14 protein-coding genes are annotated in these 16,334 nt (G+C 67.8%); 3 read left to right on the forward strand and 11 right to left on the reverse strand.

Going from position 1 to position 16,334, the window contains the following annotated elements; all coding sequences use genetic code 11:
* Window positions 1-33: 33 nt before the first annotated feature.
* The 7 genes from LIP_RS10350 to LIP_RS20550 all read right to left on the reverse strand — a co-directional run bounded on the left by LIP_RS10350 (window position 34) and on the right by LIP_RS20550 (window position 7,021).
* The gene (locus LIP_RS10350) at window positions 34-798 is read right to left on the reverse strand and encodes a creatininase family protein (protein WP_068137819.1); all 765 of its coding nucleotides are present in this window, start codon (window positions 796-798) and stop codon (window positions 34-36) included.
* Between the two features lie 36 nt (window positions 799-834).
* Entirely contained in the window at window positions 835-2,034 is a 1,200-nt protein-coding gene (locus LIP_RS10355; protein WP_082726163.1) for an amidohydrolase/deacetylase family metallohydrolase, read from the reverse strand.
* Window positions 2,035-2,102: 68 nt separating this feature from the next.
* Complete coding sequence (locus LIP_RS10360; RefSeq protein WP_082726626.1) at window positions 2,103-3,443, reverse strand: aminotransferase class V-fold PLP-dependent enzyme; 1,341 nt, start codon at window positions 3,441-3,443, stop codon at window positions 2,103-2,105.
* Window positions 3,444-3,465: 22 nt separating this feature from the next.
* Window positions 3,466-4,344, reverse strand: a complete 879-nt coding sequence (locus tag LIP_RS10365; protein ID WP_231699419.1) for a carbohydrate ABC transporter permease — start codon at window positions 4,342-4,344, stop codon at window positions 3,466-3,468.
* A 66-nt stretch (window positions 4,345-4,410) separates the two neighbouring features.
* Window positions 4,411-5,328: a carbohydrate ABC transporter permease gene (locus LIP_RS10370; RefSeq protein ID WP_068137825.1), complete on the reverse strand. Its 918-nt coding sequence runs from the start codon at window positions 5,326-5,328 to the stop codon at window positions 4,411-4,413.
* A 91-nt stretch (window positions 5,329-5,419) separates the two neighbouring features.
* Entirely contained in the window at window positions 5,420-6,709 is a 1,290-nt protein-coding gene (locus tag LIP_RS10375) for an ABC transporter substrate-binding protein (RefSeq protein ID WP_068137827.1), read from the reverse strand.
* Between the two features lie 81 nt (window positions 6,710-6,790).
* Entirely contained in the window at window positions 6,791-7,021 is a 231-nt protein-coding gene (locus LIP_RS20550; RefSeq protein WP_082726164.1) for a helix-turn-helix transcriptional regulator, read from the reverse strand.
* A gap of 158 nt (window positions 7,022-7,179) precedes the next feature.
* Between LIP_RS20550 and LIP_RS10380 the strand changes: the two genes are divergently transcribed.
* From LIP_RS10380 to LIP_RS20555, 3 genes are all read left to right on the forward strand, one after another.
* The gene (locus LIP_RS10380; RefSeq protein WP_068137830.1) at window positions 7,180-7,557 is read left to right on the forward strand and encodes a helix-turn-helix domain-containing protein; all 378 of its coding nucleotides are present in this window, start codon (window positions 7,180-7,182) and stop codon (window positions 7,555-7,557) included.
* 289 nt (window positions 7,558-7,846) lie between these two features.
* A complete protein-coding gene (locus LIP_RS10385; RefSeq protein ID WP_068137833.1) occupies window positions 7,847-8,152 on the forward strand; it encodes a hypothetical protein in 306 nt (101 codons plus the stop codon).
* 176 nt (window positions 8,153-8,328) lie between these two features.
* A complete protein-coding gene (locus LIP_RS20555) occupies window positions 8,329-9,360 on the forward strand; it encodes a transposase (protein WP_407936409.1) in 1,032 nt (343 codons plus the stop codon).
* Here LIP_RS20555 and LIP_RS10395 read toward each other — a convergent pair.
* From LIP_RS10395 to LIP_RS10410, 4 genes are all read right to left on the reverse strand, one after another.
* Window positions 9,272-12,241, reverse strand: a complete 2,970-nt coding sequence (locus LIP_RS10395) for an ATP-dependent helicase (protein WP_068137838.1) — start codon at window positions 12,239-12,241, stop codon at window positions 9,272-9,274. The two genes, LIP_RS20555 and LIP_RS10395, sit on opposite strands and share 89 nt — an antisense overlap.
* Window positions 12,242-12,273: 32 nt before the next feature.
* Window positions 12,274-14,664 (reverse strand): DEAD/DEAH box helicase, encoded by a 2,391-nt coding sequence (locus LIP_RS10400; protein ID WP_068137841.1) that lies wholly within the window; start codon window positions 14,662-14,664, stop codon window positions 12,274-12,276.
* Between the two features lie 144 nt (window positions 14,665-14,808).
* Window positions 14,809-15,192: a RidA family protein gene (locus LIP_RS10405; RefSeq protein WP_068137844.1), complete on the reverse strand. Its 384-nt coding sequence runs from the start codon at window positions 15,190-15,192 to the stop codon at window positions 14,809-14,811.
* Window positions 15,173-16,333 carry a PLP-dependent aminotransferase family protein gene (locus LIP_RS10410; RefSeq protein WP_068137846.1) on the reverse strand — a complete coding sequence of 387 codons (1,161 nt, stop codon included), beginning with the start codon at window positions 16,331-16,333 and terminating at the stop codon, window positions 15,173-15,175. The genes LIP_RS10405 and LIP_RS10410 overlap by 20 nt, the downstream gene beginning before the upstream one ends.
* Between the last annotated feature and the right edge of the window lies 1 nt (window position 16,334).

Raw genomic sequence — 16,334 nt, forward strand, 5'->3', positions numbered from 1 at the left:
CTGCGGCTGCCGCGGACCGCTGCAGTTGCAGGGCTATCTCATTCGCACGATGAAGCGGACCCTCTCCGCAGCCATCCACCGGATCACCGCATGCACATGCTCGATCGCCGCCTCCATCAACCGGCTCCCCGTCGCGCGGGTGGCCCGGGCTGGAGATCCGAAGTAACCCCTCGTCGTGAGTGCAGCGAAATCTCTGAAGACAAATCCCTGGGGCGGGTCCGGCGGGCGGGGGACTTCCGGGAGCTCGCGACGCACCGCCTCCCGAACTCGTTCGGGGCACGCGGCCAGCATCAGAGACGTTTCGGCCTCTCCGGCGTGCCCGATGTCCGCTGGCCGATCGCGGCAGGTCTCTGCGATCATCGGCCCCAGTCCGTCGAAGTAGCTCGTTACGACCACCAGCATCCCCCGGGTTGAGGACACCCGGGCAGCCGCGGCCTGCAGATGGGGAACGTTTCCTCCGTGGCCGTTGAGCAGGAGCACCTTGCGGAGCCCCCGGAGGTTCAGGCTTTCGCAGAGGTCGGTGATCACCTGCACCAGGGTCTCGCTCCTGAGGCTGACCGACCCGGCGAACCGGAGGTGGTGCGGTGAGAATCCCGTCCAAAGGGCAGGAAGCACCAGCAGGTGCAGATCCCGCGCCCGCTCCGCGACTTCTTCGGCAACGTGTTGAGCAAGGAATGCATCCGTGTCCGTCGTCAGGTGAGGCCCATGCTGTTCCAGCGCCCCGACAGGCAGGATAGCGATGGTCTCACCCGTTCCCAGAGCGCTCAACTCCCTGCTCGTCTGCTCACCCCACCGCATGGGGACCCGCACCGCCTTCCCCGAGCAGCTTCCCGCTCATCTGTCGTTCTCTCGTCTCGCTCCATCCCGGCGCGAGCGTAGCGCCTCATGTCCGGTGCTCGAGGCTTCGACGACCTCGGTGCCTACGACGGTGTACCGGGGTAGGATGAAACGAGACAAGCGCTCACGGCCACCGGCGCTATCCGGAGCCTCGAGGGAGACTTCCTCGATCCGGAAGAGGGTGAAGCGGGCAAGCGTGCCTGCCCGAAGCCATCCTGCCGCCCGCTCACCCAATCCGAGGATCCTCCAGGGGTGAAAGGTCACCGCTTCCAGCACCCCAGTCAGGGGCATGCCCAGGTTCAGCAGCTTGGACATGGTCGTACCCAGGTCCCACACCGGCCCTGCGATGTTGTGTTGGTGCAGGTCCGTGCTGATGGTGTAGGGTACGAGGCCGCGGTCCAGGGCGCGCTTGGCTACGGAAAAGGAGAAGGAGGCACCTCCATGACCCACGTCCAGGCGGACGCCCCGTCCAGCCGCGTCCACCATCGCCTGGAAGAGCCGGTCATCCTCGCCAATGCTTGCACCCCGCTTGCCGTGAAAGCAGTGAGTAACCACGTCGCCTTCGTCCAGCAGATCGAGCACCTCGTCCAGAAGGGGCGGCGCCTCGCCAACATGAACCATCAGGGGCAGGCTCGCAATCCGGCTCAGCTGCTTGGCGACGCGGACAGGCGTGATGCCCCAGTCACCCAGGATCACGTGACTCGCCCGCACCTTCAGGCCGCGGATGACCGAGCGGTGACGGTCGACCGCGTCGAGCAGCCGGTCCGCATCGATCGAGTGAACCGAGGTCAGCTCACTCACCCGGTTGCATGCGACGAGACCGATGGATCCGACGTTGAGGAACGCATAAACCTCTTCCGTGCTCCGGCCAGTCACGAACTCCAGGAATCCTTCCACGTTGGCCTCGCCGGCGGAGCCTGCGTCGACGAGGGTGGCCACCCCCCGGGCCAGCCCCGCGTCGGAGGCCCGCACGCCGATATCGGTCGCACCGTGGTAGATGTGGGTATGCAGGTCCGCCCATGCTGGCGAGATGTACGCTCCTTCAGCGTCGACCTGCATTTCTTGCGCCTGGGGTTCGATCGCAGGTCCGACGCGTTCGATACGCCCGTCCGCCGCAATGGAGACGTCGACGACCCTATCCGCGACCCCCTCCGCCGGCAACGCAGGCTTGACACCACGAATCAGGACCCTGCCCATACTCCTTCCGCCCCCCGTCACTTGCCCGAAGCTGAATCGTCTCTCTGGAGCCGTAGGAACTTCGGGGGTCAGCTCCCCGGAGACTCTCCACCGTCACCCATCCCACCCAGGTAAGCGTCAGGCCAATCCAGGAGCGCCTGCTCCCTCCCACCTGGCGGTATCCCCTGCCCTGCCCACGGGACCTGTCCCACGTCGACGCAGGGCAGGCCGTCTGGCGTATAGGTGGATCGCCTCGGGCCCAGCCTGCCAGGCACGACAGGTTCGGGCGCCGGTGACGGGGACTCCTTGAGTACACCTTCGCGCACGCTCTGCGCCATCCGTTCGAGAATCACCGGAACATCGCCCTCCAGGAGGTTGCAGGGGTCCAGCTCGAAGTATCCCAGGTCTACGTGGTGATCCCGTACGGCCACCGGCGGGGAGCCCGTCCGGAGGGCCTGGGCCAAGGCCGCGGCCGCTCGGCCGGGGTTCGGCCCGTCCAGGTGGACCCGGACCCGCGTGATGGGGTTCCCCGTGGGATCCGGTACCTCCACGGCCCTCAGGCCCGGGATTCGCTCCATGCCTTCCCCCAGCTCCCGAACCCTCCGATACTCGGCTTCGTGCTGCGCACCGTGGTCCAGCGCAAGCCAGCGCTCCAGGGCGGCCACGGCTCCGACGATGCCTTCCTTACCCACCTTCATAGCCCGCCCGATGCCCCGTACCTGGTTCAGGTACGCGGCCCGCACCAGGTCCTTTCGGCCGGCTACGATGCCCGCTGTCGGCCCAGCCAGGAACTTGTGCGCGCTGTAGACCGCCAGGTCCGCGCCCAGGCCGATGAAGGACCTGAGATCGTACTCAGACGCGGCATCCACGATGACCGGAACGCCAGCTTGCCGCGCGATGCGCGCTACGTCCCCCAGCGGCAGGAGACCGGATTGAACGGTGTGGTGGCTGACGACGTAGACGACCGCCGCCGTCTCCCGGTCGAGGGCATGCTCGAGCTGGTAGGGCCTGCAGTCGGTTGCGCTCCCGATCTCCAGCACCTCTGCCCCAGTGAGCCGGATCACCTGCGAGATCGGCACGCCGAAGTTCACCACGTGGCCCTTCTGGATAATGACTCTGCGACTCAGGGCAGAGGTATCCGGTAGGCTCTCGATCGCCCCCAGGTCGCTGCCGGTCATACACCCCGCCACCGCCACGGCGACGCCCCCGGCGGCAGACCCGGTGACGCAGCCCGCTTCGGCGCCGGTGGCCCGCACGATCACCGAGCTGGCCATCGCCTGCAGCGCATGCATGTCTACGAAACAGCGCAGAGACTCCATCACCAACCTCGCGACGTCCTCGGGAACCGAGGAGGCGCCGAGGTCGGTCATGGTGCCGGATGCGTTGATCACCCGGTGCTCCTGCAGCCACGAAACGAGGTCTACGGCCATCGCCTCCCCCATGCGTCTCACCCTACCCTTTCACACTACCGGCCAGGAGGCCGCTCACGATGTACTTCTGAAAGGTGAGCGCCACAAGCACCGGCGGGATGACCGAGAGCACCCCGGCGGCAATCATGGCCACGTAGTCGATGTCAACGTCGGTGGCGAACATGGCCGCCACCACCGTGCTCGTGTACGCGGCCTCGGAAGACGTAAGGATGAGGGCAAAGAAGAACTCCCCCCAGGTCAGCATGAACGCGAGGATGCCCGCGGCCACCAACCCTGGTAGCGAAAGCGGTAGGATGATGAGCCTCACTACCTGCCCTCGGGTGCATCCGTCCATCCGGCCGGCGTCCTCCAGGTCCTCCGGAATGCTCTGGAAGTAGGCGCGCAGCAGCCAGATGACGTATGGAAGGATAAAGGAGAGGTTGATGATCACCAGCGTCTCCAGTCGATTGAGCATCCCCACGAACCGGGCGGCCAGATAGAAAGGGACGGCGATCGCCAGCGCCGGCATCATGCGCGTGCCCAGGATGAGAAACATCACGGCATTCTTCCCCCGAAACCGGAGCCGGGCCAGAGGATACGCCGCGTAAGCACCGGCAGCCACCGCGGCCACGGCCACGCTGGCCGCCACGATCAAGCTGTTCAAGAGGGAACGGGGAAAGATCCGCACCTGATAGGCCGTCCCGGCGGTCTCGCCTGTGAGGGCACCCCGCAGAAGACCTGCGTAGCTCTCCAAACTCACTGGGTTGGGAATCCACTTGGGAGGGACGGAGAGCAGAGCCGTCTCCGTCTGGAGACTGGACGATACCAGCCAGACGAACGGCCCGGTCAGGTAGACGAATGCCAGCATTGCTCCAAGGTAGAGCAGCGAGACCTTCGCCACTCTGCTCCACCGCAGATTCACACGCAACCGTCCCACCTCCGCAACCCCTAGAGTCCAGCGAGGTCTTCAGATCGCTCGCTCTGTCCACTACTTGCCATCGCCACGCAGCAGGCGGAAGTAGAAGACCGAAATGCTCAGGGTGATCAACCCCAGTACGATGGCCAGGGCGCTGCCGCTGCCGAAGCTCAGGCGGACGAACGTATCGTTGTAGATCATCCATCCCAGCACGGTTGTGGCGTTTCCCGGACCCCCACCCGTCAGCACATAGATGATGTCGAACACCTTCAGAGCGAACATCGTCTCAAAGATGAGCACGACGAGGAGGGTAGGACGGAGTGATGGAATCGTGATGGAGCGCAGCCGCTGCCAGCGGCCCGCCCCGTCCACGGTGGCGGCCTCATAGAGCTCCCCTGGGATGGTCTGGAGGCCAGCCAAGATCAGGATCGTCGCCAGAGGAACGTCCTTCCACGCATAGGCGAAAACGCTCCACGCCATGGCGCTTGGCATACTCGTCAGCCACGACCGATAGGTGCCGATCACCCCTGACTGGGTGAGCATGCCGTTCACGATCCCGTAGCTCGGGTCCAGCAACCACTTCCACATGAGGCCGTTCACCACGTGCGGAATGGCCCACGGGATCAGCAGCATCGCCCGGAGAACGCCCCGGCCCTTGAAGCGCTCGTTCAGGAGGAGCGCCAGGAGAAAACCCACCAGCATGATGAGCGCCACCGACAGGGCCGCAAAGACGAGCGTGGTCTGAAGCGAGCCCCAGAAGCGAGGATCCTGGAGGATGTCTCCGTAGTTTTCTAGCCCTACGAAGGGGTGCATGGGCCGCTTGAGATTCCAGCGGTGGAGACTCAGGTAGGACGCGTACGCTATTGGGAAGAGGACGGTCGCAAGGATGATGATCAGCGCGGGCGACATGAAAAGGAGCCCGGTCGTACCAGCATTTCGCTCCGTAATCGGTACGGACCGGTTCACGCGGCCCACCATGGCCTCCCTCATGAGCTCCGTCTCCCTCCTCTGGCAGGCAAGCAAGGTTCCCACTGTGAAAGGGCGCGGCGACCGGCTCGCAAGCCGGCCGCCGTACCCAGGCTTACCAGTACTCCTCCCGCAGATCGGTCCACTCGTCGGCCAGCCGTTCGAGTGACTGCCCCTCGTCCGATCTCCCGGTCAGGATGTTCTGGAAGACGTCCCACGCCGAGACGTCCCATTCCGCGAACCACGGTGTGAAGCGATACGGCCGACCCACCGTGTACTTCGCCTGCTCGCGCCAGGCGTCGAGGTCGCTCCAGGTGCCGAGCGCCGCCACGATCTCAGGATCCTCGAACATCGAGTCGTAGGCGAAGCCCAAGCCAAACTCGATCGCCCAACGCTTGGGGACGTAGTACTCACCGGTCGCATCCCTGCCCCCCAGGAATTGAAGCAGCTTCCACGCTTCCTCCTTGTTCCGCGACGCGGTGGTGATGGCATAGAGACGAACATAGGCAGTCGTGCCGCTCCGGACTGTATCCGTACCTGGAATCAGCCCGTTCCTGATGTGGCCAGCCTCGCGGGAGCTGCTCGGATCGTTCATGGTCCGAACATCGTAGTCCGCCACGATGGTAAACGAGTGCGTGCCCGCCGAGAGCGCACGGGTCACGTCATGATCGTCCGAGTTGAGCGAAGCCTCGTCGACCAGTCCCTCAGCCAACGCCCGCTTGAGCCACGCGAGGGCGTCCCTGAAGGCACTTCCCTCCTGGTGAAACTGAGGTTCATGGTCATCGTCGAAGAGGACGCCACCGCGAGAGACAGTCATGTCCTCGAGCGTATTCGTGATGTACATGCCCTTCTTCAGCTGTAGGATGATCGGATGCTCGGCGATCCCGCCGGCCCTGATCGCTCGCGCCTGCTCCAGCAGCTCATGCCAGGTGCGCGCCGGCTCCTCGAATCCCGCCCGTTGCAGGTGCTCCGCGTTGTATGCGAGGACGCGAAGCCCCGAGTAATAGGGCAGACCATAGAGATGGCCACTGTACGAAAGCTGGTGCACCATGGATGCCGGCATGTCGTCGATGTACTTCTGAACTCCCGGCAAGTCGTCGATGGGCATGATCCACCCGGCCGAGGCCCACTCTGCCAGGAAGTTGTCCCGTACGTAGACGACGTCGAACTCCGTTCCTCCCACGAAGCTGGCAACCATACGGTCGCGGTAGTTGTCACTGGGGAACGGCGTGAACAGTGCGCTGATCCCCGTCTGCTGCTGGAACCTTTGGAGGTTCTCGTTCACGACGTCGACCTCGTAAGGCCAGCCGGTGACGCGGAGGGTCACCTGCGCTGAGGCCGTGAGGGAACTCGCCAGCAGGACCAGAAACAGCCATCCGACCAGTGCGACGTACCGACGTCCCATGAATCACCAGACCTCCTTCGGCTGAATGTTGTAGAGCACCGCGGTGGAAGCCACCCGCCTCGCGTACTCTGAGAATCACGATTAATCACGGTTCGACGCGGTAGGAATACGTGGGAAAGCAATCGTCTCGATGGGTACCTGGAATAGTGCAGCGAGCCTGAGCGCTGTCACAAGCGAAACGCGGCGTCGTCCGGTCTCATACTGGCTAACGCAGTGCTTCGTACACTCGAGGAATGCTGCCACATCTGCCTGGGTAAGACCGTTCCTTTGGCGTAACTGCCGCAGCGTGAGCGCCTGGTGCACCACCGCCATCGCCCGTTCCCCCCCAGCGGCCAAATGGTAACTGAATCCCAGTGTAGTACACGTTCTGTGTATTGTCAAGTCGTAGTACACGTATCGTTACGGAGGATGGGAAGCCTAGCGCGGTTAACAGAATGTGATACGGAAGAGCTTGGGGAGGTTACCGCGCCTTGGGATTCCCCACCCGTCTCCGCCAGCTGCGTGAGGCGAAAGGGATGACACAGCAGGACTTGGGGGCGCTGATTGGAGTCACCAAGAACAGCATCTCATCGTACGAGCGCGGCGTGCGGACACCGGAGTTCCACCTGCTCTTGCGCATGGCGGACGTCTTCGGGGTGTCTACCGACTACCTGCTGGGTCACACAGAGCGAGACGTGTCCCCCGACCAGAGACTCGCTCTCTTGGCCATCGAACTGGGCGAGAATGGAGCGACCGATGAAGACGTACGGCTTATCCTGGAGTTGTTGAAGTGCCGACGGCGCATCTCTAGCGCGCACCAGGAGATGTCCGCGGCTATCGAGAGAGAGCGGCGCTCGCGACGGAGGTAAGGTCGGACCTGTTACCGACGAAAGATCGCACACCAGAGTCAGGCCCTCCTCGAGTGGCCGACAAGTCGGCCCCCCGATCGTCCCGGGCGGCCAGGCTCCGTGGGAACTTCTAGGTTGGCCGTGCTCCCTTAAGCGGTTCACCCACGAGGGTCGGTGCTTTGGCACCCTGGGGTTTTGACATAGGCCTTCCCGCAGTGTGGCGGAGCGGCGAGAAAAACCTCGAGTCGGCGCCAGTGGGAGGCAGGAATTCGGCGACGGGGCGTGAAGTTGTCGGAACACTCTCCGGCAGGTGGCAGGGAACGCAGGCCGTGGCCGATTCGAGCTGGCTCCGGAAAAGGAGAGGGCAGATGAAGCAGGCCCTTTCGAGCGCCTCGACTGGCAGGTCGCCGAGCGGGACGACGCCCGGCTCGCCCGTGCCGTCGCCGAGCACCGGGAGCTCGATGCGGTCCACAACCTCGAGGAGGGTGGGCTTCTCGACGGCTTCATGGCCTTCCTCAGAGAGATCGGCTTCCTCGCCTACCTCGAGCGCCTGCGCCCCAGCCGCCGGGAGCGCTTCATGGTCGAGCCGCCTCCCTCATCCTTCTCACTCACATGATCAAGACGCTCCTGGGCATCGAGCACCTCTATGCGATGCCCGCCCTGCTCTTCAGCGACCCCTCAACCGTGAAGCTCATGGGCTTCAACGCCCGCTGGTTGGAAGAAGGGCTCAGCCGGCGATCTGAGGAGAAGCGAGGCGAGGACAAGGAACGGCCGAAGCCCTTCAGCGCCCAGATGGTGGCCAACTTCCTCGCCGACCTGGTCCTCCGGGAGGCCGCGGCCTGCTTCAATCAGGCCATCCAGTGCCTGGCCCGCTTCGGTGTCTTCCCCCGGGAGGTTACCTTGGTGCTGGACGGGACCGACGTGGAGACAACCGGCAGGTGCCGGGGCGCCGGACGGGCGAAGCGGGAGAAGAAGGTGACCGATCGGGCGGGACGCCCGAAGGTTGTGGAGGTGCTGGTCTTCGGCTTCAAGGTGGTGGTAGCTTTCGATCTGGCCACCCAGATCCCCGTTGCCGACATCGTCGTCAAGATCCAGCGCCACGAGACGCTCTGCACCCGCAGGCTGGTGCGCCAAGCCCAAAGCAACCTCTCGCCCGGCGGCGCCCGAGTCGCCAAGGTCCTCGTCGACCGGGGCTGCCTGGACGGTGCCACCCTTCACTGGCTCGACCAGCAGGGCATCGCCTTCGTCGTCCCGGCGAAGAAGAAGATGCTCGTCCACAGGCTCGCCTGCTCGGAGGCCCAGGGGAAGAAGGGCCACGTCCAGTCCCGGACCCGAACCGTCACCCACGGCCATGGCAAGCACAAGATGGAGGCTGAGGCCTCTTCTCCTCTGGAAGCCCTCGCCCCAGGTTCCTCACGGCCGCGACCGTCTCGCCGGACTCCACCCTCGCCTTGCCACGCTCCCGTGCCACCCCTACCGGCCTTCCTGCTCCCAGCCGCTCTCCTATGTCAAAACCCCAGGATATCGAGCGCCGTGAAGGTATGCGCCAGCCGTTGCAGAACACTATGTATCCCGCCAGATGCCGGCACAGCAGGTCACCTCCTGAACCTCGATCGATCTCACATCAGGGCTGGTTCCGCCTCTCCCGGCACCACGCATCGCAAGCCGACGTCGTGCGCCCCGCTGCCCAGCCGTCCCGCACACGCTTCTTGCTACCGACCCGCGTACTCACCCCCTACGCCACCCTTCCCCGCATCACCGAGTGCGCGCAGAACGTGCGGAAGTCGCACGATCCACACGTGGTCGGTCCGGGATTGGGGGTGAACCGGGCCGAGCGGATCCCGTCTACCCATTCCTCCAGCAGAGCCTCGAAAGCCCGCCGGCTGCCGTCGTCCTCCTCCACCCGCAGCCGACCGCCCTGGTCCACGTCCAGATCGTGAATGAAGAGCCCGACGGGGTCGTAGCCCAGCCGGCGGCAGGCGAGGCCGTAGAGGCGAAGCTGGTTCTGGTGGGCTTCGGAGGGCGGGCGGTTCTCGGAGGTCTTGAAGTCGACCAGTTCCACCTGCAGGGGCTCCCCGCCCCGTTCCCCACGCTCCCCGTCCCGTTCCTCACGCCTCGCCTCCCGCCCTGCACCCTCCCCGTCCCTCCGCAGCAGGAGGTCCACCCGCCCCCGGACCCGGGCGCCGCTCAGCGGGACCTCGAAACGCATCTCGGGCTGGAGGACCCGGCGGAGCTCCTGGCCGTGGCGTTCCATGTAGTGGGTGAGGCGACGGACGGCCGCCTGCTGGAGGCGCGCCCTGGGGATCGACCCTGCGAAGGGGAGGTAGAAGGACCGCGCCACGATGGAGGGCACGTCGGCCGCCCGCGGGGCCGCCCCCGCCAGGGTCCGGCGTCCCAGCTCGGCCACCGCGTGGTGGAGCAGCCGCCCGAAGCCCAGCTCCCGGGCCAGGACAGGCTGGAAGCCGCAGACCCGGCTCAGCCAGTAGCGGTACGCGCAGCCCTCGTAGAGGAGGAGGCTCGAGAAGTCCAGCACCAAGAGCTGGCGATCGCCGTGCACCGCCACCGCCGCCGGATGGACGGAATGGAGCTGCTGCGCCGCCGAGAGGGCCTCGGCCAGGTAGAGGAGGAATCGGGAGGGCTTCGTCCTGCCGCCCTTCTCGTACCGGGTGAACGTGCTCAGCACCAGGAGCTCGCGGGCCCGGGAGAGTGCCACGAAGAAGAGTCGGGCCTCGTCGTCCTCACGGCCCTCGTAACGAGCCCGGTCGAAGAGGGTCTCGGGCACGTACCAGACCTGCCGCTCCCCCATCCGGGCCGACGGGAACCGGCGCTCCACCAGCGACGGCACGAAGACGACGGGGAACTCGAGGCCCTTCGCCTGGTGGACGGTCATCACCTGCACCGCCTCGGCGGCGGTTGGGAGCGTGTCGGGGGTCTCCTCGGCCGCCCGGCCGACGAACGCCTCCAGGAAGGCCCTCAGGCGAGCCAGAAACACCTCGCCAGGAGGCAGGCCGAGGCGCACGGCCTTGCCCTCCCTCCCGTCTTCCCCGCCCTCTCCCCCGTTGTCTCCGCCCTCCCCCGCCTCGGCCTGAAGAAGCCGGTCCTCCTCCGCCTCCTGGGCCTCGACGGTCTCGTAGAGCCAGGCCGGGGCGGCCCGGCGGAGCGAGTGCTCGAAGGAGGTAAGCAGGGTCGACATGCGCCCAAGCCCCAACTCTTCGTGGGCCCGGCCCGCCCGGGGGAGGTCGAGGAGGGCGAGCAGCTGGTGGTAAAGGGCGATGAGGTCGCCCACGCCGCGGGTCCGGACCTGGTCCCCCAGGCCGGCCAGGCGAGTGACGAGGGCGGTTGCCTGCTCTGGCGCCATCCCCGTCACCCCGGCGACCTCGCCGGCCAGCTCCTCGGGGGTCACCGTCTCCGGGGCGGAGTGGGGATCGGGGCGCCAGGAGGCGGGCTCCAGGCCGGGCGTGGTCCAGAAGACGAAGATGCGGGCGACCAGGGCCATCTCGGGCCGAGAAAGGAGCGAGGTCTGCCCCACCACCGTCACGGGGATGCCCCGACGGCGCAGGGCGTTCACGAAGGGCCCGGCCGCGGTGCGCACCGAGCGCAGGAGGACGGCCACCTCGGCCGGACGGTGACCCTCGGCCAGGAGACGGTCGATGCGGCCGGCCATCCGCTCGGCCTCGTCGGAGGGCGTTTCGGCCACGAAGAACTCCACGGACCCCGGCGGTAGCGGCTCCCGGTGCGTCCGGAGCTCCTTGGGGAGTCGCTCGCGCAGGCGGCCCGCCACGCCCGCCGCGGTGCGGACGATCTCGGGCCGGGAGCGGTAGTTGGTGGTCAGTTGGATGCGCTCGACCTCCGGGTGGCGCCCGTCGAAGTCGGTGAAGATCCGCACGTCGCCGCCCCGCCACTGGTAGATGGCCTGGTCGTCATCGCCGACGACGGTCACGGCGGCGCCGAGGTCCATGAGGTGGCGGAGGATCTCCTCCTGGGCCCGGTTGAAGTCCTGCGCCTCGTCCACCAGCACGTGCCGCACCCTGCCCTCCAGACGCCGGCGCAAGGGCCCGCCGGGAGCCAGGGCGTCGGCCGCGTGCCCGAGGAGCATGCGGAAGGGCAGGACGCGCATCTCGAGCAGCAAGCGCTCGTAGCGCTGCAGCACGGCCGCGAACTCGGGCGCCTGGCCCGCCAGGAGGCCGATGGGGATCCGCTCGTTGTGGACCACCTCGGCGCTGCGGAGGAAGCGCTCCACCGCCGGGCTCACCGCCACCTGCACCTCGTCCCGATCCTCCGCCGCGGCGAAGAGCTCGAGCACGCCCAGCCGGCGCGCCACCCGTTGGAGCAGGCTCCACTCGGCGGCCTCGTCCAGCACGTCCACCAGCTCGTAGGGCGCCCCCATGGCCTTCAGCGCCTCCAGGGCCCACGCGTGGGTGGTTCCAACGAACATACCCCGGGAGACGGGCGGGAGCTCGGCGAAGCCGGGATCGGCCTCGGCCGCGCGCTCCTCGATGCGCTGCCGCAGCTCGCCGGCGGCCTTCTCGGTGAAGGTGAACGCGATGAGGCTTTCCGGCGGCACGCCGTGCTCGGTCATGAGCCAGACGGAGCGGCGGGCCAGGACCTCGGTCTTCCCTGCCCCCGCCGACGCCACCACGTGGAGCCGCCGAGCCGGGTGCCGGATGGCTTCCTGCTGAACAGGGCTGAGCTGAGAACCCTTCACCGATCCGGCACCTCCCTTGCCGGGCTCGCCCCTCAGGGCTCCAGCGCTTCCGGCGCCACCCGGAAGCGGGCCAGGAGCTCGTCCAGCTCGGTTTCGGCCTCCTCCTGGTCGGCAGCGGCCACCGCCCGGGCCCGCACGATCTCCTGGGCCCGCTCCACCCACGGGGCCACGAGTCGAGCGGGCATCCGGCGGGGGTCGGCGAGGGCCTGGGGATCCGACGCAGCCAGCGCCTGGACGTCGGTGACGCCCCGCTCGTAGAGGAGCCGGGCGCGTGCCCGCCCGAGCTGGGGGAAGCGGAGGGCCATGAGCGGCACCAACTCGGGCCCGACGCCATACTCGACCGCCCCCGCCGCCTCCTTGGCCGCCCGGGCGACGGCCTCTTTTCCCAGCACCTCCGCCGCCCTCTGGTAGAGGCGCGCCACCCGGGCCAGGTCCTCCAGACGGCGCTCGAAATCACCCCGGTAACGCTCCGGCAACCGGAAGCGTCCTAGCTCCACCTCATCCAGCCACGGGTCCAGCGCCTCCAGCCAGCGGGCCTCCTCCTTCTCGTCGGCGAAGAAGTCGATCACGGCCCAGCGGGCCACGTCGCGGCAGGTGGCCTGGTCCACGGTGTGGATCCGCGTCACCGCTTCGTGGACCAGCAGCAGGTCGAATCCCGAAGCCGAGGCCATCTCGCCCACGGGTGTCGCCCTCCATCCGGAGGGCGCCCGCTCGATGAGCGACCAGCGGGCCAGGAGGTCGATGGCCATGCTGAGCCGGGTGCCCAGGTCCAGGGTCCTGGTGAAGAGGTGGCCGCTGGTGTAGACCGCCCGGGCGTACACCTCGGGATCGGCCGCCCCGGGGGAAGCCGAGATGAGGGTGGCCAGGGCGCACGCCTGGTGCTTGCAGATCTGGTTGCGGAAGAACTTCTGCGCCGCGGGGCAGTCGCACTCGAGGCCCGCCACCGAGAGGGTCACGTGGTAATCGTGGTCCCCCGACCGCACCACGGCCCGAACGCCCGAGGGAACCGCCCTGGCCTCGACCAGCCGGAGCGAGCCGCCGGCCTTCACCACCTTCTCGTAGGCGGGGATGTCCTCCAGCAGGTCCTCGGTGAGGGTGCGGTCGAAATGGATGGGCTCCTGCCGCTGGTGGTGGGCTAGCGTGTGCCGGAAGGTCTCGGCGATGTCGTCGCGGGTGGTCTCGCCCCGCTCGACCACCGTGGAGAGAACGAAACGCATCAGCGCCTCGAAGCTGTCGGGCAGGCGACTCTGAACCTCCCCGCCCCGCCCCTTCTCGATGGCGGCGACCACTGCCTGAACCTCGGGGTCCTGCCGGTGCCGCTGGTCCAAGAGCGCCAGGCCCCGCCCCCGCCCCACCAGGCCCGGCCGGGCCGCACGCCCCATCATGTTCAGCAGCTCACCGCTCGAGAGCAGGACGTAGCGGAAACGGCCCCGGAAGGGCTCCGCCCGGAAGACGTCCCGTACCACCGCCACCTCGGCCGGCAGGTTGACGCCTGCGGCCAGGGTGGGCGTGGCCGCCAGCACCCGCAAGCGCCGGTCCCGGTAAGCGTCCTCCACCTGCTGGCGCAAAGAGCGGGAAAGCCCGGCGTGGTGGAAGGCCACCCCCGCCGGCACCACCTCCGCCAGGTCCCGGCCGGTTTCGTCGTCCTCGCCGCTGAGCCGGTCCGCCAGCTCGGCCAGCGCTTGCCGCTCCCGCTCCCCCAGCCGCTCGGCCACCAGCGGCGCGAGCCGGGAGGCAACCGCCTCCGCCCCCCGCCGGGAGCTGCAGAAGACCAGCGCCTGGGATCCTTCGTCCACCGCCTCGGCGACCAGCTGGCCCAGCGCGCCGTCCATGTCGGGAACCCACCGGCTCGCGAGCTCCAACTCCACCGGCCGATCCGCCGCCGACCCCAGGAGCAGCGGCACGCCCAGCCACCGGGCCAGCTCGTCTGCGTTCTCGACCACGGCCGAGAGGGCGATGAGGGTCGGCGCCCTCCTCAGGTGGAGGAGGCGCGCCACCAGCCCCTCCACCGCCGGACCTCGCGTTTCGTCCGCCACCAGGTGGAACTCGTCGGCCACCACCACCCCCGGCCGCAGCGCCGAGCGACGCAGGAGCCCGTCGAAGCTCTCGTACGTGGCGACCAGCAGGTCGCTCTCTTCGGGCCGGATCGCGTCGCGGTGGTCGCCCGTGGCGATGCGTATCCGGTACGTCGTCGCCTGAAGCTCGTCGAGAAAGCTCTCGTAGATTTCCCGGGCAAGGGCCCGAAAGGGAACCAGGTAGACCTGGGTGCGCCCGTCGCCCCGATCGAGCACGCGCCGGATCGCCGAGCGACCGATGAACGACTTCCCGGTCGCCGTGGGCGCGACCACGAGCCCGCTGGCCCCGTCCAGCAGCCCCATCTGCTCCGCCCGCTCGTACAGCGGGAAGCGCGCTCCGGCTCCCACACCCACGCCCCCCGAGGCGCGGAGTGAATACCCTCCATTTCTGGCGATTCGTGATCAGGGGGCGGATTCCTGTGGGGGGAGGGGCCTTACGATGGGACGCAGTCAGTCTGAAGATCCTTCGTCTTGTCACGCGGCCCGCCCCCTTCACCCCTCCCGAGGCACGACGGCCACGGCGTCCACCTCGATGCGGGCGCCGGGCACGCAGAGGCCCGAGACCACCGTGGTGCGGGCCGGCGGCTCCTCGGGAAAGAAGTGCCGGTAGACCTCGTTCATGGCGTCGAAGTCAGCGGCGTCGACCAGGTAGACGGTGGTCCGCACCACGTCGTCCAGGGTGAGGCCGGCCTCCTCGACCACACCCTGCAACCGGGCCAGGCAAGCCTCGGCCTGAACCACCATCGCGTCGCTCTCCTGGATGACCGGTCGCGGCGGCGTCACCCCCGAGAACCAGACCAGGTTCCCCGCCTGAACGGCCGCCGAGTAGGGCCGGCCGGCCGAGGCGACCCGTACTTTACGAGCTTTGCTTGTCATGGTGGATACCTCCTGATGTGAGGCACTCGCCCACCCTTCGGGCCATCACCTCGAGCTGATCGTCCCGTAGCGTCCGAACGTCGAAGAGGATCCGCCCCGAATCCACCTGGTGGTTCCGCGTGCGGATACTGGGCGACCCTCCCTCGAGCGCGGCCACCAACTGCGAGGCGGTGAGGGCGCCGGCTGCCGGGTCCAGGTCCAGGGCGACCCGGGGAATCGGGCGGGTTGCATCGCCCTGGAGCGATATGCGAGCGTAACGGGCGGCCCCGGCCGTCTCCAGAGCGGATCGGAGCCGGTCTGCCAGGGCCGCCGCCCGAGCTTCCAGCTCCCGGGTCAGGTCGGCCGGCTCGGTGGCGGCGTACTGCTCCAGAGCCCGCAGAAACCCGGCGATGGCTTCCTTGCTCACCTTCATGGGGCGAGCGATGCCCTTGTCCTGCACCCGGCACGCCGCTATCAGATCCGCACGCCCGACCACGACGCCCGACGTGGGCCCGCCGAAGGCCTTCTGGCCACTGTAGACCACCAACGACGCCCCCGCTGCGAGGTACCGATTCAGGTCCATCTCCGCGGCGGCATCGACCACCACGGGAACCCCCCGCTTCGAGGCGATCTCCACCACCTGCTCCAGCGAGAGCATCCCGTCCTGCTCCGCATGGTGCGAGACCACGTAGAGAACGGCCGCGGCCGGTTCTTCCAGGGCAACCGCCATCTGGCTGGGGTCGCAACGCTTGACGCTCCCCACCTCGACCGGGATCGCTCCCGTCAACCGTACCGCTTGCACGATCTCCATGCCGAAGTCGACCGCGTGGCCTTTCTGCAGCACCACCCGCCGGCGGGCGAACCGCGAGGTGTCGGGAAGGAGGCGCGCCCTTCCCAGATCGGGGCCCGTCAGGCACGCGGCCACCGCGGTGACGATGCCGGCCGCGGCGCACGAGGTCACCACGGCGTCTTCCGCGCCGGCCCATTGGGCCACCCGCCTGCCAGCCGCACGGTGGAGCTGGGCCATGTCCACATACTCACCAGCCGCCCGTCCCATCGCTGCCACCGCCGACGGGTCGAGCGTCGACGCGCCCAGATACGTCATCTTCCCCGCCGCGTTGATCAGCGGGGGCAGACCCAGGGCTTCCTGCCAGTAGCTCACA

The organism is Limnochorda pilosa (assembly GCF_001544015.1).
Taxonomy (GTDB): Bacteria; Bacillota; Limnochordia; order Limnochordales; family Limnochordaceae; genus Limnochorda; species Limnochorda pilosa.